Consider the following 20,299-nt stretch of genomic DNA (forward strand, 5'->3'; position numbering starts at 1 on the left):
CCCCTAGCTATCCGGCACTGTCGGATCCTGAAGAACGTTGGAAGCGGATTCCCTCCAGCTGTTCTACTTTAACCAAATAATAACGAATAACAGGAATTTGAATGAGCAGTTGCGAAATAACGAGCAGCCCGAGAATAAGGGCCAGCGCGCGCAGAATCCATTTCTCCACCATTTTGGAAAATTGAATGAATAGGTCTTCGTACCCGGAATGAACCTCGCTTACTTCTTCGTCATGCCTCATGGCTACCACTCCAAGACATCGGTTTGGGTGGTAGTGTACCCATCTTTCGCCAAAATATGCGTTTATCGCTTGCGAAACTCAAGCTGTCTTTCGAAGCAGTAACGAATAATCTTTTGCCGGTCCCAGTCCGTAATTTCCGCAAACCGCATCATCACTTGCTGTTTGCCTGTCTCCAAAGTCTTGATCCGGACCAGCTCTCCTTTGAAGGGAACATGCTCGACCTGTCCGTTTTTAAAAGGAACCAGCAGCCAGCAGCTCACGATTTGCTGAGTTACCATGGTGACATAACCCTCACATAGGAACGAAATGCCCCCGCCCCCGACATCGTCTGTTACCGCAACAAACTTTAGCTGGTCCGAGTATTGAACAGCAATTTCAAGCTCTGCGGGCACCCTCAGGAAATTACGACGCTGAACCTTCGTGATCGCATCCGGCTCAGGTTTCTTGATTAGCACCAGTCGGATGACGTCATCCGTGAAACCGGTAACCGAGGTGGTAAAGTAGTTTTTCACACCGCCGTCTGTAATAAAATAAGCGGAAATCTCATCTCCGGCGTATAGACGCTTCAATTTGCCGGTTTTCTCGTTAATAGGAATTTCCATGCTGATGAAGTTATCCTTCACGTCAGCAATTCTTGATTTATACTCTTGTTTGGCTTCCTCTTCATCAATGGAATTTACTTGTATATGTAAGATTGCGTTCACTTTTGGCAACAAAAACCTGCACCTCCCGACATTGTTGTCGAAACCAGTACTGAAGTACTAGAATCCTGCATTTTATTATACCATGTAGACAACATATGGGAAGCACAAAAAGAAGGAGCCTTTAGAAGACTCCCTCCCAAACATATGCCGGATCAGGTTTGACTCACCTGAGCTTCTTCTTTTCGCAAGTGCTCGACCTTCTCTTCCGTTCCGTTATCCGCATTAATGTAAATCCGGTACAGGCCTCCGTTGATCGTTCCTAAATATTGATAGCACAACACTTCCTCTTTTACATCATTGCGAATTAAGGCAAGGGTTTCATTGCTGACCTTCAATTGAGGATTCAACGACTTGCGTGCTTCCTCCGCTGTCAGCTTCGGTGCCTTCATCTGCCTGTCTTTATGATTGAACACATAATCCGTTGCTTGAAGTCCGATAACCTCGCCGTCATCCAAGGCAACCTTAACCCCAACCTTATCAATAAAATTAACGACATTTTGGTTTCGGCTGGCAAAAATAATGTTTCCGACATTTCCATACTCGTCATAACTTACGGCTGTCATATCCTTATAATTATGGGCATCCAAAAATTCAGCTGCGGCATCTCGCGCCTGACGTATGTCCAGCTTTTTCTCTGTGACCGGTCTAGTGGACGAAAACCACAGCAGTTCTCCCCCTTTGCGCGCAAAATCCATATGAATCCCATCCGTCGTGTTCTGCTTGGGAACCGAAACGCTGAAGGATTGGTATTCCGTGCCTTTACCGTTCTCAACCACCTGGATTGCTGACGGATCCTGCAGGTTGAGAAATTGAGCTGCCTTTTCCTTGATTTGATCCGCATTCATTTCGGCACCGGACAGCATGTTCATATCATTTTTCTGAAACACATTAAGCAGTGTCGGACTCCATTTCACATCAGAGTATTCCGAAACCTTTTTATCTACCGTCTGAAAACCGTCAATGATCGCATTATCCAACGGCTGCTTCTCCGTTGCGAGTGCTGTCTCCACGTCCATCCACCGCAAATTATTTTGCAGCACCTTGGACTGCATATCCCTCAGATCCGTCGAAATTTCTGAAGAATGCTGGTACAGTGCATTTAATGTGGACATTTCCTCCGGAGTTAGCGGCGATTTACTTAAATCACGCACCGCTGCGCGGTAAGAGAAATTGGCCATATTCGCCAAAAACTCCTCGGTTTTGTTAAAAGGCAGCAGCGTGAGCGGCAGCTGGCTAATTTCATTTTGTGCCTGACTCGTAATGCGCCAAACATTAATCAGCCCTTTTTTGTACGCATCCTGTGATGTGGTATTCACTGCAAGCGTGTTGCCAAGCTCCGTATGTAGCTTATCCACGTGGAAGGACAAGTCATGAAAAGCTCGCTGATACGAATTTTCCGCTTTAATCAATATCGAGTTTTTTTCTTGATGCTCCAAATATCCCCATACACCGGCCCCAACCAAGGCGACGAGCAAAATAGGGAACATGACGATGCTTAACCTTTTGTACATGTCCTTCATTCTCCCTTCATCAGCCAAACTTGGTTGTAGTTTTTGCCCGGAATTGGAGTCTTATGCAAAAAAACAAAAAAGAAGCCGCGCGGCTTCTTTATGCTCTACATATCATGATTCTCGATCTCGAAATCTCTGTCATTGTTGCAAATGCACTGCTTAAACCCCGTATCGATCTTTCCTTTATCTCTGCGCCCTCTAAGAACAAACTTTTCTCCGCACATCCTGCAGCGGATCGTTACTTTTACCCGTTCGTTTCCTGTCATACCTGTCCTCCGGTTTGTTGGTCTAATACAAGTCATTATGGACAAACCGTTTAAATTTTAACCTGCTCCTCCGGGTGAACAACCCTTAGCGGCGACTTGGCATTGGCCCGGTTCACCTTCCACAGGCTGCGAATCCATAAATAACTCATTAGCGGAATCATGAACCAGACCCAATAAGTCTTAGTCGTCAGTAAAATATAATCGAACACGCCGTGCCAGAAAATCGGCAGAGCCAATGAATAGATCAAGTGTCTTGTCCTCCGCTGCGGATCAAATTTGGCTCTCCCCAAATGATACCCCATGATGACACCAAACATCGCATGCCCCGAAACGGGAAGCAGCGCCCGGTAGATCAAGCTGGAAATGGACGCGGAATTCAGGAACGCATAAAACACATTTTCGAGTGTGGCAAAGCCCAAGGAAGCGGCTACGGCATAAACGATTCCATCATACGGCTCATCAAACGAGGTATGCTTGTAAATGATGAAGTATACAAGAAACCACTTCAGAAATTCCTCCAGACCGGCGGAAATGACGAACGAGAAGACAAACGGATTCTCGCCAAGCCCATGGACAAAGGCCCGCTGCAACACCATGACAGGAAAAACAAGCATAACGCCAAATAAAAACACCTTAGTCACAAGGTGGATCGGTTCCGTATCGTATCGGTCTTTTAAATAAAAATAAATGAGCAAAGCGACACCTGGCGCAATCGCCGCCGTTAAGACTGAGAAGACGCTCATGTGTCCCCCTCCGTTTTCGGGTATTTCAATCATTTCTTAATAAAATCCTGTTTCATTTATTATAGACATTTTCAAAGTGTTTTGCCATTGAATCTTTCTGGCTGGAAGGAACGAGCCTGGAATAACCGCCGCTTAAAGCAAAAAAGCACCGACCCAGCATGAAAGGCGGGATCGAATGCTTTTGGCAGGAATTCAATGCTAACTGTTACCATTTATTTGAAATGCGTACAAAGTACCTTTACAGCATCAGCTGCAATAACCGTCTTGCCGTACTCTTCCAGTACTGCACGGGTTACGGAAGCTGCTTCCCCGAATTCGGACAAAACGGCAATAACTGCTTGATAGCCGCTTTCGTCCATATCAACGGCATCTAACTGCAGGAACCATTTGTTCTTGTAAGAGAACAGCATGCCTCCGTCAGTAATCAACGGATTTAATACTTTGGCCATACGCAATAAATCTTCGAAGTCATGGAACACATAAGAAATCTGGTCTGTTTGCTCAAGTGTTACCTCAAGCTCATACATTTCCTCGACTTCCTCATCCAAGGAATCCACGGAGTGATGAAAGTCCATTTTACCGCGGGTCACAATGACGACCATACCCTGGGCAGGAAGTGCAAGCACTTCGACGGCCAAAGGACCGGAAGGTTCGAAGCCCAGCTCGGTGTATGCCTGGTCCATCATGTCACTGAACAGCTCATGCACCTTTGGAATTTCTCTCCACATGTCATCCTTTTGAATGCCTCGCTCCGTCAAGTCGTCGAATGTGAGGAAAATCCGTATCTTGTCCTGACTTAAACGCTCCATTTTCATACAGAATTCCTCCTTGCCGACACGTATAATAACAGCTTATGAAGTAAGGTCAAAAAGGTGAGTAAGCTTCAATAGCTTGTATTCAATTATATGACTATTATAACACAACATAACAAAAATGTACGAATGCCTGATAAAAAAACAAAAGGACATCAGCGGAAAGATTCCACTTATGCCCTTCAAAACCTACCCTTATTCGTCTTATTGAATCGTGTGAACTTCTTTTTGATCATTTTCTGCCAATATCTCGTTCACCGTGCTCTTTAGCTGAGGATCTTCCTTCACGATATCCTTGACCTTCTCCAATCCACCGCCAGCCGTGTTAAATGGATCGTCCTTTTTAAAAGAGGTATTTGCAGCTGCTTTCGATTTCGCTTTATCTTCTGCAGATTGATCTGTAAAACGGTCTTTCGCTTTATCCATTACATGGCCGAGTGACTGATTGTTGCTGGTAAAGGCCGAAAGAAGCATGGATTTACTTTTATTATTGAAATAAACAACGGCCGCCGCACCTACCAAGCCTCCAAGTAAAAATGAACCGAATTTCATTGCCATCCCTCCATCAGTTAAGTTTCCAAACATATTTTCCGCTATGAACCGGGGTTCCATGCATGATAAAATAAGGAAACCAACCAAGAGAATGGAGATTTGTAATGAACAAGAAAGCATTATATATTGCATCTGCCGCCCTGCTTCTATTGATCGCCGCCTGTCAGAACAAGGATGGTGCAGCCCCACCGCCTGTATCCTCGCCATCAGCGCAGCAGCAGACCGAAAAAGGGGATACGTCTCCGCAAATGAATGATACCGCCCCATCCCAGGTACCACCCGATTCCAAGGTTCAGCCGATAGCTGCAGCCGATAGCAGTGCAAATCAAGCTCCTGCCGCGCAGCCTGCTTCTTCGGATAATAAAGAAACCGTTCGCCAAAGCGCGTCCGTACCCAAGCTGTACAAGCTAAATCCGAAATCGTATGACATTGTGCCCGTTGACCCGAGTACGACGGAGAAGAAGGTGGTTCTGCTTACATTTGATGACGGTCCTAAAGATCATGATATGCTCGAATCCATGTTGACTACATTGGACAAGCATCATGCCAAAGCCATATTTTTCGTGAATGGGTACCGCGTAAAGCAAAAGCCTGAGCTGTTGAAGCTCATTTTGGAGCACGGACAAACGATTGGAAACCATTCCTGGGACCATATCGATTTAAAGAAGGAAAGCAAGGAAAAGGTAGCTCAACAAATTGACGAGGTTCAGAAGATCGTGAAGGATGTAACGGGGATTACACCTCAATTTTTCCGGCCTCCTTTCGGTTCCGGCAGTGATGAAGTGCGTGCAAAAGTAAAGGAAAATCAAATGCTCTTTATGACTTGGTCCAACGGCTCGTTGGATTGGGACATGACTACAAAGAATAACAATCCCGACAAAATTGTATCCAATGTGCTTGAGCAGCTGCGCCCCGGCAGCAACATTTTGATGCATGAGCTGCCATGGACGGATAAAGCGTTAGACAAGCTGCTGACGGAATTAGAGGCGAAGCAGTACGGATTTGTCGATCCTGCCTCAATTGATATCACTCCATGACACGGAAATTCGTACTTGGGGAGAATTCTAGTTAAATCTCCCCTCTTACTCTTCTCCAGCCCCATACGAGCAACCCCACGACCAATAAAATAAATAACCACAGCAAGGTCCTGTAGAAAATTCGAAGCCATCGTTCTCTTTCCGTTGAATGCAATGCTTTTCGCGGCGGCAGGGACAGCTCATCCGGCTCCGCTTCAACAGGTCCTTGTTTATTTTCAGTCTCCAAAGGTCTTGTTTCTAAACTCATTCCTCTTCTCTCCTGTAACGAATGATACAACCCATGATGAGATCAATTACAAAATGGGCAACGATCGGTGTCCATAATGAACCGGTTTGAATATAAATCCATCCCAGCCCGTAGCTAATACCGAACACCAAGCCAGTCATCAGCCAATGCTGCAAATACCGGATATGTATGGCTGCAAACAAGATGCTGGTCCAATACGGGCCCCAGGATGCTTGAATCGCTCCACGAAATAACCATTCCTCGCAAAAAGCTACAATAGCCGACATGACAATAATGTGCCATAACGGACGGTTTTTGAAAAGCATCTCATTAATCCCGCCGTCATCCGTCACCTCTGGCGGAACCCAATTCGAGATGAGCAGATCCACGACAAGAACGGCTGCTGCGAAGGCAACTCCCCACAAACCAATGGAAAAAGTATTATTCCAAGACAGCATTTGCGCTAAAGAGGGTTTCTGAAAAAGCATGATGATTGTACCCAAAACCAAAACTCCGAGCTGGGTTAAGTACAGATTGATGAGTAAAAAACGGTCATTCATGTTGTTCATGTCCACTTTTTGAAGCTTGAACCCTTTAAAGTTAATTTTTTTCATCCATAGATTCCTTTTTTCGACAAAATCACCTATACTATCAATTAGAAAAAGACGACAAGGAGCTTGATGATGGACAAACGGCTTACACGCTCAGATTACTTATTTGCCGTAACCTTTATTTTTATGCTGGTTTTCGCACTTGGAACCTTTTTCTTCGGTTTAAAGATGGGACAAGAACGTTCCGCAGCCAAATACGAAGAACTATTAACCAAGCATAATGAAGAAACGAAACAGTACGGCGCATATCATCAACAGTATTTGGTGTCCTACTATCATACCATTTATCAGCCTTACAGGGAATTTCACAAGAAATGGTTTGATAAAATGAGTGAATTGGAGTCCAATCAATCCGCAGACGCTTCACTAATTCTAAAGGATTTGGGCAAGCTGTCCAAACAAAAATACGATGAACTGAGTTCTAAAACGATGCCGGACTCTTCTCCGCTGCTTCAGGAAGGTTTGCAAAACTATGCCAAAAGTTTGAAGCTTTTTAATGAAGCTTTGGGCAACTTCCAAGCAAAAGCCAACAGCATCAAAGGTAGCGACCTGGTGGCGGAAATGGAAAAGGATACATATTTCACAGAAGCAAAGAAGTTTTCGTTAGCCGCCCAAAAAAATTATTACGATGCCATAATTAAATGGAACGAAACTGAAAATGCGCAGCTTAAGCATGTGGATGTCAATAAACCACTGAATTTAAAAGATTGGGGCGCGCTTTCTTTAAATGTAAAAAACGATTATATTGCTGCAGCTCTTGCCGCAAGTAAAAACTTTACATCTTTCACGCCGCAGGATCTGACCACGCGAATTGATGAAATGATCGCGTCAGGGCAATCTGCCAAAATGAACCTTGCGAATGTGCAGCAGGTCATTGAAATTCTAAACGCAACGGGCGCTACACGCTCTGGAGATTTCGTCCGCAACAAAAGCAAATGGTATGCCAACGAGGTACTGCCTCAATTACCGTTCTTTTTCAGTCAAAACTAATGTGAAAAGCCGTTTCTTCCAGGAGACCTAACATAAAGGCTCCCGGAAAAACGGCTTTTTTTCTGTGATGACGTTAACGTCAATCGTACTGAAATCCTTTCAGCGCAGCTACAGCCGCCATTCCACCCTCAACATTCACCACATCTTCGTAACCCTGATGCTTCAGATAATAGCATACGTTTGCGCTTCTGACTCCGTGAGCACAGACGATATACAATTTGCGATCCGCAGGCAGCTCGCTCATTCTTGCGGGAATTGTGCTCATCGGCAGCAAGGTCGCTTCCTCCAAATGATAATAATCCCATTCCATTTGTTCGCGAACATCTATAATTAACGCGTCTCCCAAATCATGATCGTTTAATTTCGCCACAAATTCTCTTGGATCAATGAAATCAAAGTCATCCAACGTGGTTCCAGCTCCTTTTCCTTCTATATTCTTGTTGTTTAGAACAATAACGTAAACGAAGGTATTGATCAAGTAAAAAAAGATATAACTAAGAAAACCTTTGTAGTTCTTGATGACATGACAGCCATCCGCAGAATTAACAGATAATACACAAAAAAATCGTTGCATTCATATCTGAATTCACCTAAAATATGATCATGAACACACGAACGATTATGGGTAGTTGACCAATAATTATTAAGATTTTCAACTCATCCTAATCGATTCGACACCTATTGACATGGCCTTTGCGGCATGTTACGCTAAGAAAAATTTCAATCGCAACAAAACATTGACGGAGACAGTGTAGATGAGTAATGCGCAGAGAGCCGATGGAAGGTGCGAATCGGACATTATCGTTTACATGGAGCACTCCAGAGTTGCTGTTCCGAAAGGCGTTCTTTACGCATGTAGGCGCAGCCGGGTAGAAACCGTTAACTTTCTGGGTCAGATGACTCATGAGGCTGTACGTGCGAACGCGCAGCGAATTAGGGTGGCACCACGAAAGTAACTCTTCGTCCCTTGTATACGGTAATCGTATGGGGATAAAGGGTTTTTTTATTGTGTCTGCTTATCTTACTTGGGAAAAGCGCACAAATAATTTCTTGGAGGTTAGAGCGAAATGTACAAAGTGTTAGTCATGGATGGTATTAGCGACCTGGGGATTCAATTATTGAATGATGCGGCAGACGTTACTGTAGAAAAGAAAATCGGATTGTCTGAAGATGAATTAATCGCTATTATTGCAGATTACGATGCGCTGTTAGTTCGCAGCCAAACCAAAGTTACCGAAAAAATTATGACAGCAGCGAGCAAGTTGAAGGTTGTCGGCCGCGCTGGCGTAGGCGTAGATAATATTGATCTGGAAGCTGCAACCAAACGCGGTATTGTTGTTATCAATGCTCCTGACGGTAACACCATTGCGACCTGCGAGCTGACATTTGCCATGATGATGTCTGTTGCCCGTTCGATCCCTCAAGCATATAAAAAGACAGTTGGCGGCGAATGGGACCGCAAAACGTTCGTTGGCGTCGAGCTTCGCAATAAAACATTGGGTATTCTCGGTATGGGCCGTATCGGAAGCGAAGTGGCTAAACGCGCGAAAGTATTCGGCATGAATGTCATCGGCTACGATCCTTTCCTGACTGAAGACCGCGCTGAAAAAATCGGGGTCAAGCTTGGCACCGTAAACGAAATTGCCGCTCAAGCTGATTTTATTACCGTGCATACTCCGCTTACGAACGAAACACGTCACATCATAGCCCGCCCGCAATTCGAGCTGATGAAAAAAGGCGTACGCATCATCAACTGTGCCCGCGGCGGCATTATTGACGAAATGGCTTTGGTAGAGGCGATTGAATCCGGTATCGTTGCAGGCGCTGCATTTGACGTGTTCGAAGAAGAACCGCCTCGTGCCGAGCATCCGTTCCTGAACAACCCGAAAATTATCGTTACACCTCACTTGGGTGCTTCTACCGTAGAGGCACAAGAGAATGTGGCGATCGACGTATCAGAAGAGGTACTGCACATCTTGCGCGACGAACCGTTCAAAAATGCGGTAAACATGCCTCCGGTTCCAGCAGTCGTTATGAATAAATTACAGCCTTACTTCAACCTGGGTGAAAAACTGGGACAATTCATCGGTCAAACGACAGAAGGCGCAGTGCAAGAAATCATCATCAGCTATTCCGGAGACCTGGTTGATGTGGATGTTAACCCATTGAACCGTTATATCGTTAAAGGTGTTCTTGCCAACCAGCTGGAAGGCGTTAATATCGTTAATGCGATGCACCTTGCCAAAACACGTGATGTGAATGTTGTCATCCAAAAATCAACGACTTCCAAAACGTTCACTAACTTGGTATCCGTAACATTAAAAACAAAAAATGAGGAGCGTCTGGTTGCCGGTACCTTGCTTGCAGGCTATGGCGAGCGGATTGTACAAATCGATCAATATCCAGTCGATATTGCACCTCACGGCAACCTGCTCCTGATTTCCCATAACGATAAGCCGGGAATCATTGGTAAAGTAGGAACGCTGCTCGGAAGCAATGACGTGAATATTGCAACCATGCAGGTCGGTCGTAAAGGCGTCGGCGGTTCCGCAATTATGGTATTAACGACAGATAAATCGACTCCAAAAGAAGTTCTGCAGCAATTAGTTGAGCTTCCTGAATTAATTAATGCCAAAGAGCTTTCCATTTAATTGTTTCACGAACAACAAGATTTGCCTCACTTTTTCAACAAAAATAAAGAGCTTCCGATATTGAATCGGAAGCTCTTTATTTAATTTCTTGCAGGATTGCAAGGAATAAGCACAGAAAATGTCGTTCCTTGTCCAACCGTACTTCTCACCTGTACTTTTCCATGATGGGCTTCAACCAGATTGCTTACAATCGACAGCCCCAGCCCGGTACCGCCTGAAGCACCCCTGGTGCGGGCTTTATCGGCCTTGTAGAACCGCTCGAAGATATAGGGAAGGTCTCCGGCTGGAATCCCTTGTCCCTGGTCTGTAATCTCAATAAGAACCGCGTCTTTGCCCTGATACGAATCCGAAGTGGCTTTCATTACAATTTCGGCTTGTGAAGGGGTATGACGGATTGCGTTATCCAACAAATTCGTCATAATTTGTTCCAGCCGGTCCTCATCTGCCTGATACAGCAAAAGCTCTTCCTCCGGCAGGTCGCAAATCATCGTGATTCCCCGTTCCTTGGACAGTACTGCGAATTTCCGGTGCATCCGTTTCATGAAGCTATTAACGTCCACTTCACGGAAATGCAGCTCCAGATTCCCTGTCTCCATCCGGGCTAAATCCAGTAAATCCCTAACGAGACGCCCCATTCGCAGCGACTCGTCATGAATTACTTGTGCCAGCTCCTTGCGTTCCTCCGGAGTACCTGCAATATCGTCCAGCAGCGCCTCGCTGTATCCCTGCAGCATGGAAAGCGGCGTACGAAGCTCATGAGACACATTAGCGACAAAATCTTTGCGCAGTTTATCCAGATGGAACTCCTCGGTAACATCCCTCAAAACGGCTACAGCACCGCGAACTGCTTCCCTGGAATATAATGGAGCCATGACAACCGACCATACCTCGCTTTGCACATGCAGGTTCGTCGTCATATCCCGGGAAGCCTGAATGACTTCTTCAAATAACGGCCGGATTGGGGGCGGAATTTCCTGCTGCTGTGCGAATGCAGTTTGATCATCCGGCCTCGGATCGACCGAATCCTCCGACCACTGAATCCGGCTCCAGTCACGAACGATTTTATCTCCCTGAGGGTTGGTTAATATGACTTTGCCTTCGGCATCAAAGGTGATTACTGCATCCGTCATACTCCTAAGCACGCTGGAAAGATGCTCTTTTTCATGGCTCAAAGCCTTGATCGTATCGGATAATTCCTCACCCATATGATTAAACGTTTTGGCCAGCTCCCCTATCTCATCTACAGATGCAATAGGTACCCTGGTGCCGTATTCCCCATGGGAGATCATATCCGCCGCTTTTTTCAACTGCAGCAGCGGCTGTGTGATTTTAGTCGATAGGAAGAAGGCGAAGAAGGTAGTCATCAGAAAGCCGATAACCGAAACATAAGCGAATAACCTTTTCACATAAGCCTGTGACGCTTCTACAGACTGGGTTGATTGATACAATACCGCTGCACCGATAGTTTTGCTCTGGGAAGCATCCATCAAGGGAACGGCTACGGCAGAGTACAAGCTGTTCGTCCGATGCTTGCTCGCAATTTTACCGGTCACCTGATTGTCAATGATTTCACCGGCAAATACCCTCTGTAAATCCTCTTTGGAAAAAAAGTCTTCGTAATGAAGCTCGCCCGTTGCCGAACCGACTGGAAAATCCATCTGCTTCAAATCCGAGCTGACCAGAAAGACAGTCGCCTCCTGGGCGCTCAGCAAATCGTTAACCAAAGTAATATACCGGTCATCCTCCATATGAATGGAAATGCCGCTGGATACTTTAACCGCAAGCTTACGCAAATTTTCCGTCTGGTCTTGAGACTTAGGAAATGACGTTTCAATGTACTGCCCCAGAAACAAACTGAGGACTAACAAAACGACAGCAACTAAAGCGATAATCGTCAACCACAGCTTACCGACTATACTTTTTAGACTGAACACTTACTTCGGCACCTCTAGCTTGTAGCCAACGCCCCAAACGGTTGTGATCATGGCAGCAGCATCCGGGGAAACCTTGTTCAGCTTCTCGCGAAGGCGCTTTACATGGGTATCCACCGTCCGCAGGTCCCCGAAAAATTCGTAATTCCATACATCCTTCAGCAGCTCCTCGCGGGAAAACACTTTATCCGGGGAAACAGCCAAATAATGCAGCAGCTCGTATTCCTTAGGTGTGAGGGCAACCTCTTGTCCCCCTGCCGTTACCCGATGCGCGTCATGCTCAATGACCAGGTTAGGGAACACGATGTTGTTGCTTGAGTTCACTTCTTTAGATAAATAGGCAGTAACGGACGAGCGGCGCAAAATCGCTTTGACCCGGTAAATCACTTCCCGAGGGCTGAAAGGCTTCACAACGTAGTCGTCTGCCCCCATCTCAAAGCCCTGTACCCGATTGGTCTCTTCGCCTTTAGCTGTCAGCATAATGATCGGTGTGGACTTGGATTGACGCAACCGCAAGCAAACCTCATTGCCGTCTATTCCCGGAAGCATTAAATCAAGCAAAATGAGGTCGTAGTCGGTTTCCATCGCCATTTTCAATGCGCTTTCCCCGTCCTCTGCTTCCTCGATTGTGAAATTTTCCTTTTCCAAATACATCCGAAGCAAACGGCGGATCCGTTCCTCATCATCCACTACCAAGATTGTAGTTTTGATATCTGTCATCCCTTTTCAACCCTTTCATGTATAGGATAGCCATCACGTACCGGAATAAGAATGAAGCCCGGCAATAACCAAATTGACGCCGATCAAAGTGAACATTACAACCATAAACCCGATCACGGACAACCAGGCGGATTTCTTCCCCTGCCAGCCTCTGGAAAGTCTAAAGTGCAAGTAAGCCGCGTAATACAGCCACGTGATTAACGCCCACACTTCCTTCGGGTCCCATCCCCAGAAACGGCCCCATGCTTCCGCCGCCCAGATCATAGCAAAAACCAGAGCCCCCAAGGTAAAAATAGGATAGCCTATCGCGATCGCCCGATAGCTGATTTCATCAATATCCTCCGGATCAATACCTTGCAGCAAAGGTCCTACAAGAGCTCCTAACGGCTTACGAATGATCAATCGAAGCAATCCATATAAAATTAAACCGCCAATGACAGACCAAATGACCGTATTCAGCTTCCGTCCGCCATTCGCTCCGGTGATCCAGGAAGGTGCTTCAAAGAGAGGCTCCGTCATGCCTAGAAACGGCTGCATTTGAATAATTTCCGCTTGATGCGGCTTCACAATCGGAGGCAGTACGTAGTCTACATTTTGCTGTGTCTTCTGTTCAACATTGTTGGCATCCACTGTTGTCGTGTAAGTAGCAAACTTCGCATGATAGCCCGACGCATTAAACCCGAAAATGGAAACGACAAATGCGACGATCATCACTAGAAAAAATATCGTCACTTCAACACCGAATTGTTCTTTCCGGTGCTGGCGCTCCTTACTTTTGAAATTGACCGTGCGAAGCAAATACATAAGGCCTGCTGCAAAGCCGACAGCGAAAAAGGCTTCGCCTGTGGCAGCTGTCGTGACGTGGATTTTGAGCCAATAGCTTTGCAAGGCTGGAATGAGCGGCTGTACTTCCTTAGGAAATACGGACGCATAGGCAATGATGATAATACTGACCGGCATCGCGAAGATGCCCAAAGCCGGCGCTTTATAGAGCAGATAAACAATAATAAAAGCAAGGGAAATCATCATGCCCAGGAAGGTCATAAATTCAAACATATTACTCGTTGGGATGTGCCCTGCTTCAGCCCACCGGGTGAAGAAGAACGCAGCGTGGCCGGCAAAGCCGACAATCGACAGGATTAAGCCTATTTTTCCCCATTTCTTTGCGTGACCTTCCATATTATCCGGGTTCCAATGTTTGCCTAAAACAGCAACGACGAAGCTGAGAAAAGCCAAATTGTATACGATAAAAGCAATCAATAAAAAGGAACTGCTGCTCACTGCTCTACCACTCCCGCCTCTAGCGACTTAGGATCGACATCGATCCCTGATTTATGAAGAAATTGAGCCACTTCCGTTCGCATGCCAAACCAGTTCTTATTCGTATGCGCTCCCAGAACCAGCTGCCCCTCATCGATCCGCAGCCAAATTCTGCGGTGATGCCAATAAAAGCCCATAACCAAACCAATCATGGATATGGCCGCCCCTACCCAAATAAACGGAAGTGCACGGTCAATACGGATATTCAAATAGCTCACATAATTGGAGAGCTTCACATCATTCATGGAATTAACAGAAAGCTCCAGCTTGTTAGCCAGGTCCCCGTTCAGCAGATCCTGCTTAAAGTTTTCCTTGTCAATTTGACGCGGGAAGTAGACAAACGTTCTGCCCTCTGCCGGCATATCAGGCCCTTTCAATGTGAAAATAAAGGCAGGTACGTTCGGCTCATTGGATTTGGTCATCGGTACGCTCTTCTCATCAAGAGCAAAATCGGGAAAATACGCTTTCAGCTTCAGAGAATATGGTCCGACCTCATAGCTGTCCGCCGGACGAGTCATCGACAGCTCTATCGAGCCGTAAACTTGACCGGTTTGTTTATTTTTCAATGAAGGCTTTACCGAAATGAGCATGGGAGATTCTTTGAAGTCATATTGATAAGCAAGGAACCCTTTATAATTTAACGGTTTATTGACAAGGATGTCCTGCTTATATACTTCTTCCAGCTTCGGCTCCTTCATAGGATCGTCGCAGTCAGCCTTACATTTGTATAATACAGCTTGCGTTTCATAAACTTTAGGAACAGCCTGCTGCTTAGCACGGAATTCCTCAGACATTTCTTCTTCCTTGTAAAATTCAAGTGTAAACTTCTCATTCTCGAGATAAAAGGAAGTGCCCGGAACTTTAACCGGCTGCCCTTCCGGAAAAGCAAGATGCTGATCCATATTCCAGCCCGGCAAGCTGCGCATTAATACCGCCATCAAAAAGATAATAAGTCCAATATGGTTAATATAAGGCCCCCAGCGGCTAAAGCGATTCTTCTCCGCTAGCAGTGCCGTACCATCTGTGTGTACGCGGTAATGCTGCTTCTGAAGCTTCTTGGCTGCGGCTTCAACCCAGGCCTTTGACGCCTCTTCTGCGTGTTCGTCATCTGATACGTACATGGGGAGCTGACCGGTGTAGGATACTTTTTGACGCTGTAAAAATTGAACGTGCTTACGGATCTGCTGCTTGCTTAACGCACGGTAAAGAGGGAGAACCCTGTCCAGACTGCATACAACCAATGAGATGCCGATCATGAAAAGCAGCGTAATAAACCACCACGACTCATACGTGTGGGACAAGCCGAGCAAATAGTAAATTTTACCGATCATACCGTACTTTTCTTCGTAGAAAGTCGACGGATCGAAATTCAAAAACAAGCTCTCCTGCTCGAAAACGGTACCGAGTGCCGCACCTGCCAATGTTATGATAATCAAATAAATGGCGATTTTTACAGAGGAGAAAAAATTCCACACTTTATCCAGCCATCCCGGATTTTCCTTCTGCGAACGTCTGGCCACCCCATCATAACGCATCTCCAGAGGTGTCGTTTCATCGTCCTCGTACAATGGCTTACCACAGGATTCGCAAAGTACGGTACCGACATGATTCTGATGGCCGCATTCACATTTTGTATTCTGAATCATGGTGCCTCCTAATGCGTTGTTTTAGAAGGTTTGTACTTCATTATGTAAAGAAGTGAACCTTAAGCATATTTACAGTCGGTGAGACCCGTTAGCTTTTACCTGGTTCACCCCTTTACAAGGATGGAAGCATACAAATAAACCAAAAAACGCAAGATCGTTATTTACTAGAAATTGAAGCGATGGTCTTCTCAATGAGGGCTTCATCCATTTCACCGATATGTATCTTCGCAATTTTGCCGCTAGGCGCGATGAAGAAGGTCGTCGGGTACTGCATGACTCCGTAGCGCTTTCTAATCTCTTCGTTATCGTCAAGCAAAATCGGAAAGCTTACTTTGTATTGATCGATGAAATTTTTGACCGTTATGCTGCTTTCCCCTAGATTTAGGCCGAGGAATACGACATTCTGCTGGTCTCTTTTCTCGTACTGATGCTGAATGGCCGGCATTTCGTCCTTACAGGGAGGGCAAAATGTTCCCCAGAAATTGACCATAACCGTCTTTCCTTTGTAATCGGACAAATTGTGCTGCGTACCGTCCAATGCCGTTAAGGTAAAATCAGGAGCTTTAGCCCCCTCCGTCGGCTTTTTATCCTTAGCATATAAATTATTGAATAATGTTAAGGCGCCGATCAGTACGACTACAGAAAAGATGGCGATTTGAACCCATCTTTTATTTTTTCCCATTTGCAATACACCTCAATCGATAACTAGTCAAACCTACCCTCATTATATCGAAATTTAGTGCCAGCGCTTATTTCCCTTTTTGAATTTTATGTGTCGAGAGCGCACTGTCCTTCAGCTCTTTCACTTCCTTGGGGCTTAAATGGCGAAATTTGCCGCGGGGCACTCCGGTCAGAAAGATCGGACCAAACTTTACGCGCTTCAGCTTGATAACCGGAAATTGAATCGCATCAAACATCCGGCGCACTTGACGGTTCCGTCCTTCGTAAATCGTGATGGAAACGATGGTCTCGTTCTTGTCTTCACTGATGTCGTGATAATCGACCTCCGCCGGCGCCGTCATGCCGTCCTCGAGCTGAACGCCGTCTCTAAGCTTGTCCAGCAATGTCCCGTGCGGCACCCCTTTGACGGTTGCGTGATAAGTACGGGGCACATGATGCTTCGGATGCGTTAGCAAATTCGCGAATTCGCCGTCGTTCGTTAGCAGCAGCAGGCCTTCCGTATCGTAATCCAGCCGACCGATCGGGTAAATCCGTTCTTTGACCGGCTTTAGAAAATCCGTGACGATTTTGCGGCCGCCCGGGTCCGATGCACTTGTAATAACCCCTTTCGGCTTGTTAAACAGCACATATACTTTCTGCTCTTGTTTAATCGTGCGTCCGTCTACTTGAATGATGTCTTTGGACGCATCGACTTTGACCCCCAACGTAGTAATAATTTCATCGTTGACCTTTACCCGGCCTGCGGTGATCAATTCTTCACACTTGCGACGGGAGGCCACTCCCGCTTCAGCCAATACTTTCTGTAATCGTTCCATTAGTCTCCATTCACCTCAACCCTAATGATACCTATCCTCCGGTGAAATCACAAGTTGGGACCACGGAAAAAAAGATCCGGGACATGAAAGAGTATGAGGAAAAAGATCATCCGGTTGAAATCGGAACGTGCCGGCAAGACGGAAGACGAGCTTGTGCAGCAAAAAAAACTGTTCTTTTTCTTCGGAAGTATACATGTGGCGGGGCTCGGAAAAATTGCCCTCCAAGCAAATGTGGACATAGTGCGGATCGGTTTGATCCGGGGATGGGATGATGGAGCCGTGGCGGGTAATGTAGAAGTCGAAGCCTTTGCCGTTAATGGACGGGCAGGCGGAATGATGAATCACAACACCATAATACTGCACGCAGCTCACCTCCTTCGGTTGCTGGTACAGTATATGTGCGGAGATCGCCGGGGTTCTAGGCGAAAACCAAATAACAGATGAGGATGGAAGCGACAAAGCCGACGGCATCCGAAATGAGCCCAACTTTTAATGCATAGCTCGCCTTCCGGATCCCGATCGCTCCAAAATAGACCGTGATGACATATAAAGTCGTGTCTGTACTTCCCTGGATCGTTGATGCGATTCGTCCTACCATAGAATCCGGACCGAACTGCTGAAGCAGGTCGGTTGTAAAAGCAAGCGACCCCGCTCCGGTAATGGGCCGGAGAATGGCTAACGGGAGAATCTCGCTCGGAATGCCAAGCATCGCACAAAATGGACGAATCCACCCGATCATCAGTTCCATTGCACCTGAAGCCCGGAAAACACTGATCGCCACCATCATCCCAACGAGATGCGGAATAATGCGGATGGCCGTATCGAACCCTTCCTTGGCCCCATCGACAAAGGATTCATAAACCGGGATTTTACGGTATGCCGCGTACAGCGGGATAAACACGATAATGACGGGAATGGCCCAAGCCGAGATCAGATTCACCCAGGAGTACAAGCTCGATCATCCTTTCCTTTTGAAATTCCGGGGCGGTCCGCTTAAGATCAAATGCCTGCGGCGGTACCACTTGTCTACGATGATTGCTGCAAGGGTGGACACGAAGGTGGCCAACAGCGTTGTCCCCACAATTTCCGCCGGATTCATTGAATTGTAATTCATCCGTATGGCGATGAGCGTCGTTGGAATGAGGGTGATACTTGCGGTATTCAGCGCAAGCAGCGTACACATGGCGGGACTCGCGATCTCCTTGTTCGGGTTTAACAGCTGCAGCTCCTGCATCGCCTTAATGCCCATCGGTGTGGCGGCATTGCCGAGTCCAAGAATGTTCGCGCTCATATTCGACATGATATAGCCGAGCGCCGGATGATCCTTGGGCACACTGGGAAACAGGAAGCGGATGAACGGCTGCAGCAGCCTGGACATCACCTGAAGTAAGCCCGCATCCTCTGCAATGCGCATCATGCCCAGCCAGAATACCATAATACTGATCAAGCCAAAGCAAACCGTAACACCGCTCTTCGCTCCGTCAAACGCCGCTTGGGTGACCAGCTCGATCTTGCCTTGCAATGCAGCAACGATAAATCCAGCAACGATAAAAAATAACCATATGAAATTAACCATTTTCGTAAAGGCCCCCTCTGTTACATCGGCTGGAATTCTCCAATGAAGCTTAAGAACTGCGGCCTGTAAACACAATCCGGAATAAATACTGCACAATAAACAGCCACTTGTCCGCTCCGCTGGACGTCCCGCCCAGAGAGCCGGAGAAGGAAAACGCGCCATGATCAGCCAGCTTTAGCCTAGGACTGCCCTTCATATATAAAGGTACCGTGCCGATCAGCTGGCCATTCATACTGTAATTCAACACACCGGCCTGCCCCAGCCTGTAATTCGCCGAAGTTTGGTCATTCAGCTTGACCTGCGACGTGAATTGGTTTTTCTCCGATTCCAATGCAGGATAGCCGAAAGAGCTGCCCGCAACATAAGGCGTGCCTTGAATCTCATCTCCCTTGTTCACCAGGGGAAGCAGCGGAAAGTTCTTGAACCCGTAATCCAGCAGCCTCGAATGGTCTGACCAATCGTCCGGATCGTTCAAGGTAACAACCGCCAGCTGCTGTCCATTACGGGTTGCCGAAGAAACAAGGCATCGCTTCGCAACCTTGGTATAGCCGGTTTTCACACCATCAGCTCCATCGTACAGGTTAAGCATTTTGTTTTTGTTCAGCCAAGTATAATCCCATGATTCATTCGGATTGGGCGCTTTTTTGACTTTGGTTTTCACAATATCGCGAAATACGGGATTCCGAAGCGCATACGCCGTTAGCTTGGCCATATCATTGGCAGTGGAGTAGTGCCCCTCCTCATCCAGACCGGAAGGATTTTTAAAGCTGGAGCGATCCATACCGATCAGTCTGGCTTTCTCATTCATCATATAAGCAAAACCCTCTACCGAGCCTCCGACATGCTCCGCTATGGCTGTTGCCGCGTCATTCCCTGAACGAAGCATCATGCCGTACAGCAGATGCTGCAAACTCATTTCCTCGCCCAGCTTCAAATAAATCGACGAGCCTTCCTTGCCGGCAGCATTGCGGCTTACCGTAACCTGATCCGACAGCTTTCCATGCTCAATGGCTACGATCGCCGTCATGATCTTCGTTAGGCTCGCAATCCTCATGGACTTGTCCCCCTGTGTGCTGTACAAAATCCGGCCTGAGCTTACGTCAATAAGAGCAGCAGCTTCTGCATGGATTGAAACGGAGGGAGCGGCTTGTACGGTGTAAGGCCCGCTCAGCAGGGAGCTCGACAGTATGAGCGCAAGCATGAATAGAACGATTCTTTTCATGAAATCCTCCTGAAATTAGAACTTAATTTCGCCTCCTCCGCAGC

General features: G+C 46.6%; 23 protein-coding genes and 1 other annotated feature. Of the genes, 3 read left to right on the forward strand and 20 right to left on the reverse strand.

Features of this window, described 5'->3' with window-relative positions:
- Nucleotides 1-7 precede the first annotated feature (7 nt).
- From CF651_RS03090 to CF651_RS03115, 7 genes are all read right to left on the reverse strand, one after another.
- Nucleotides 8-241: a hypothetical protein gene (locus tag CF651_RS03090; RefSeq protein WP_094013335.1), complete on the reverse strand. Its 234-nt coding sequence runs from the start codon at nt 239-241 to the stop codon at nt 8-10.
- 62 nt (nt 242-303) lie between these two features.
- Nucleotides 304-957 carry a flagellar brake protein gene (locus CF651_RS03095; protein ID WP_094013336.1) on the reverse strand — a complete coding sequence of 218 codons (654 nt, stop codon included), beginning with the start codon at nt 955-957 and terminating at the stop codon, nt 304-306.
- A 140-nt stretch (nt 958-1,097) separates the two neighbouring features.
- Nucleotides 1,098-2,456 carry a germination protein YpeB gene (ypeB, locus tag CF651_RS03100; protein WP_094013337.1) on the reverse strand — a complete coding sequence of 453 codons (1,359 nt, stop codon included), beginning with the start codon at nt 2,454-2,456 and terminating at the stop codon, nt 1,098-1,100.
- Nucleotides 2,457-2,560: 104 nt separating this feature from the next.
- Entirely contained in the window at nt 2,561-2,722 is a 162-nt protein-coding gene (locus CF651_RS32145) for a hypothetical protein (RefSeq protein WP_179232659.1), read from the reverse strand.
- A gap of 50 nt (nt 2,723-2,772) precedes the next feature.
- Complete coding sequence (gene prsW, locus CF651_RS03105) at nt 2,773-3,465, reverse strand: glutamic-type intramembrane protease PrsW (RefSeq protein ID WP_094013338.1); 693 nt, start codon at nt 3,463-3,465, stop codon at nt 2,773-2,775.
- Nucleotides 3,466-3,677: 212 nt separating this feature from the next.
- The gene (locus CF651_RS03110; RefSeq protein ID WP_094013339.1) at nt 3,678-4,280 is read right to left on the reverse strand and encodes a genetic competence negative regulator; all 603 of its coding nucleotides are present in this window, start codon (nt 4,278-4,280) and stop codon (nt 3,678-3,680) included.
- 201 nt (nt 4,281-4,481) lie between these two features.
- On the reverse strand, nt 4,482-4,829 hold the full coding sequence (locus CF651_RS03115; protein ID WP_094013340.1) for a hypothetical protein: 348 nt from the start codon (nt 4,827-4,829) through the stop codon (nt 4,482-4,484).
- A gap of 104 nt (nt 4,830-4,933) precedes the next feature.
- On the opposite strand from CF651_RS03115, the gene CF651_RS03120 reads away from it, so the two are divergent.
- A complete protein-coding gene (locus CF651_RS03120) occupies nt 4,934-5,866 on the forward strand; it encodes a polysaccharide deacetylase family protein (RefSeq protein WP_094013341.1) in 933 nt (310 codons plus the stop codon).
- 31 nt (nt 5,867-5,897) lie between these two features.
- Here the strand turns inward: CF651_RS03120 and CF651_RS03125 are convergent, their stop codons facing one another.
- Together CF651_RS03125 and CF651_RS03130 are read right to left on the reverse strand one after the other, a co-directional pair.
- The gene (locus CF651_RS03125) at nt 5,898-6,113 is read right to left on the reverse strand and encodes a hypothetical protein (protein WP_094013342.1); all 216 of its coding nucleotides are present in this window, start codon (nt 6,111-6,113) and stop codon (nt 5,898-5,900) included.
- The gene (locus tag CF651_RS03130) at nt 6,110-6,706 is read right to left on the reverse strand and encodes a CPBP family intramembrane glutamic endopeptidase (RefSeq protein ID WP_094013343.1); all 597 of its coding nucleotides are present in this window, start codon (nt 6,704-6,706) and stop codon (nt 6,110-6,112) included. Before CF651_RS03130 ends, CF651_RS03125 begins: the two co-directional genes overlap by 4 nt.
- Before the next feature lie 66 nt (nt 6,707-6,772).
- Here CF651_RS03130 and CF651_RS03135 point away from each other — a divergent pair, with 66 nt between their 5' ends.
- Nucleotides 6,773-7,693: a hypothetical protein gene (locus CF651_RS03135; RefSeq protein ID WP_245855674.1), complete on the forward strand. Its 921-nt coding sequence runs from the start codon at nt 6,773-6,775 to the stop codon at nt 7,691-7,693.
- Nucleotides 7,694-7,772: 79 nt separating this feature from the next.
- Here the strand turns inward: CF651_RS03135 and CF651_RS03140 are convergent, their stop codons facing one another.
- Nucleotides 7,773-8,267 carry a rhodanese-like domain-containing protein gene (locus CF651_RS03140; RefSeq protein ID WP_094013345.1) on the reverse strand — a complete coding sequence of 165 codons (495 nt, stop codon included), beginning with the start codon at nt 8,265-8,267 and terminating at the stop codon, nt 7,773-7,775.
- Nucleotides 8,268-8,421: 154 nt separating this feature from the next.
- Nucleotides 8,422-8,664, forward strand: a binding site (T-box leader).
- A 96-nt stretch (nt 8,665-8,760) separates the two neighbouring features.
- Between CF651_RS03140 and serA the strand changes: the two genes are divergently transcribed.
- Nucleotides 8,761-10,344, forward strand: a complete 1,584-nt coding sequence (gene serA, locus CF651_RS03150; protein WP_094013347.1) for a phosphoglycerate dehydrogenase — start codon at nt 8,761-8,763, stop codon at nt 10,342-10,344.
- Between the two features lie 80 nt (nt 10,345-10,424).
- On the opposite strand, the gene CF651_RS03155 is transcribed toward serA, so the two are convergent.
- From CF651_RS03155 to CF651_RS03200, 10 genes are all read right to left on the reverse strand, one after another.
- Nucleotides 10,425-12,278: an ATP-binding protein gene (locus CF651_RS03155; RefSeq protein ID WP_094013348.1), complete on the reverse strand. Its 1,854-nt coding sequence runs from the start codon at nt 12,276-12,278 to the stop codon at nt 10,425-10,427.
- Entirely contained in the window at nt 12,279-12,995 is a 717-nt protein-coding gene (locus tag CF651_RS03160) for a response regulator transcription factor (protein ID WP_094013349.1), read from the reverse strand.
- 33 nt (nt 12,996-13,028) lie between these two features.
- The gene (gene ccsA, locus CF651_RS03165; protein WP_094013350.1) at nt 13,029-14,276 is read right to left on the reverse strand and encodes a cytochrome c biogenesis protein CcsA; all 1,248 of its coding nucleotides are present in this window, start codon (nt 14,274-14,276) and stop codon (nt 13,029-13,031) included.
- A complete protein-coding gene (gene resB / locus CF651_RS03170; protein ID WP_094013351.1) occupies nt 14,273-15,961 on the reverse strand; it encodes a cytochrome c biogenesis protein ResB in 1,689 nt (562 codons plus the stop codon). Before resB ends, ccsA begins: the two co-directional genes overlap by 4 nt.
- 157 nt (nt 15,962-16,118) lie before the next feature.
- Nucleotides 16,119-16,643 carry a thiol-disulfide oxidoreductase ResA gene (gene resA / locus CF651_RS03175; RefSeq protein WP_094013352.1) on the reverse strand — a complete coding sequence of 175 codons (525 nt, stop codon included), beginning with the start codon at nt 16,641-16,643 and terminating at the stop codon, nt 16,119-16,121.
- A gap of 67 nt (nt 16,644-16,710) precedes the next feature.
- A complete protein-coding gene (locus CF651_RS03180; RefSeq protein ID WP_094013353.1) occupies nt 16,711-17,457 on the reverse strand; it encodes a pseudouridine synthase in 747 nt (248 codons plus the stop codon).
- Nucleotides 17,458-17,478: 21 nt separating this feature from the next.
- Nucleotides 17,479-17,820 (reverse strand): hypothetical protein, encoded by a 342-nt coding sequence (locus CF651_RS03185; protein WP_094013354.1) that lies wholly within the window; start codon nt 17,818-17,820, stop codon nt 17,479-17,481.
- Between the two features lie 55 nt (nt 17,821-17,875).
- The gene (locus CF651_RS03190; RefSeq protein ID WP_094013355.1) at nt 17,876-18,409 is read right to left on the reverse strand and encodes a spore maturation protein; all 534 of its coding nucleotides are present in this window, start codon (nt 18,407-18,409) and stop codon (nt 17,876-17,878) included.
- A 6-nt stretch (nt 18,410-18,415) separates the two neighbouring features.
- A complete protein-coding gene (locus CF651_RS03195; protein WP_094013356.1) occupies nt 18,416-19,033 on the reverse strand; it encodes a nucleoside recognition domain-containing protein in 618 nt (205 codons plus the stop codon).
- 49 nt (nt 19,034-19,082) lie between these two features.
- On the reverse strand, nt 19,083-20,255 hold the full coding sequence (locus tag CF651_RS03200; RefSeq protein WP_094013357.1) for a D-alanyl-D-alanine carboxypeptidase family protein: 1,173 nt from the start codon (nt 20,253-20,255) through the stop codon (nt 19,083-19,085).
- Nucleotides 20,256-20,299: the final 44 nt, after the last annotated feature.

Origin of the sequence: Paenibacillus rigui (genome assembly GCF_002234615.1) — a bacterium.
Lineage (GTDB): Bacteria > Bacillota > Bacilli > Paenibacillales > NBRC-103111 > Paenibacillus_S > Paenibacillus_S rigui.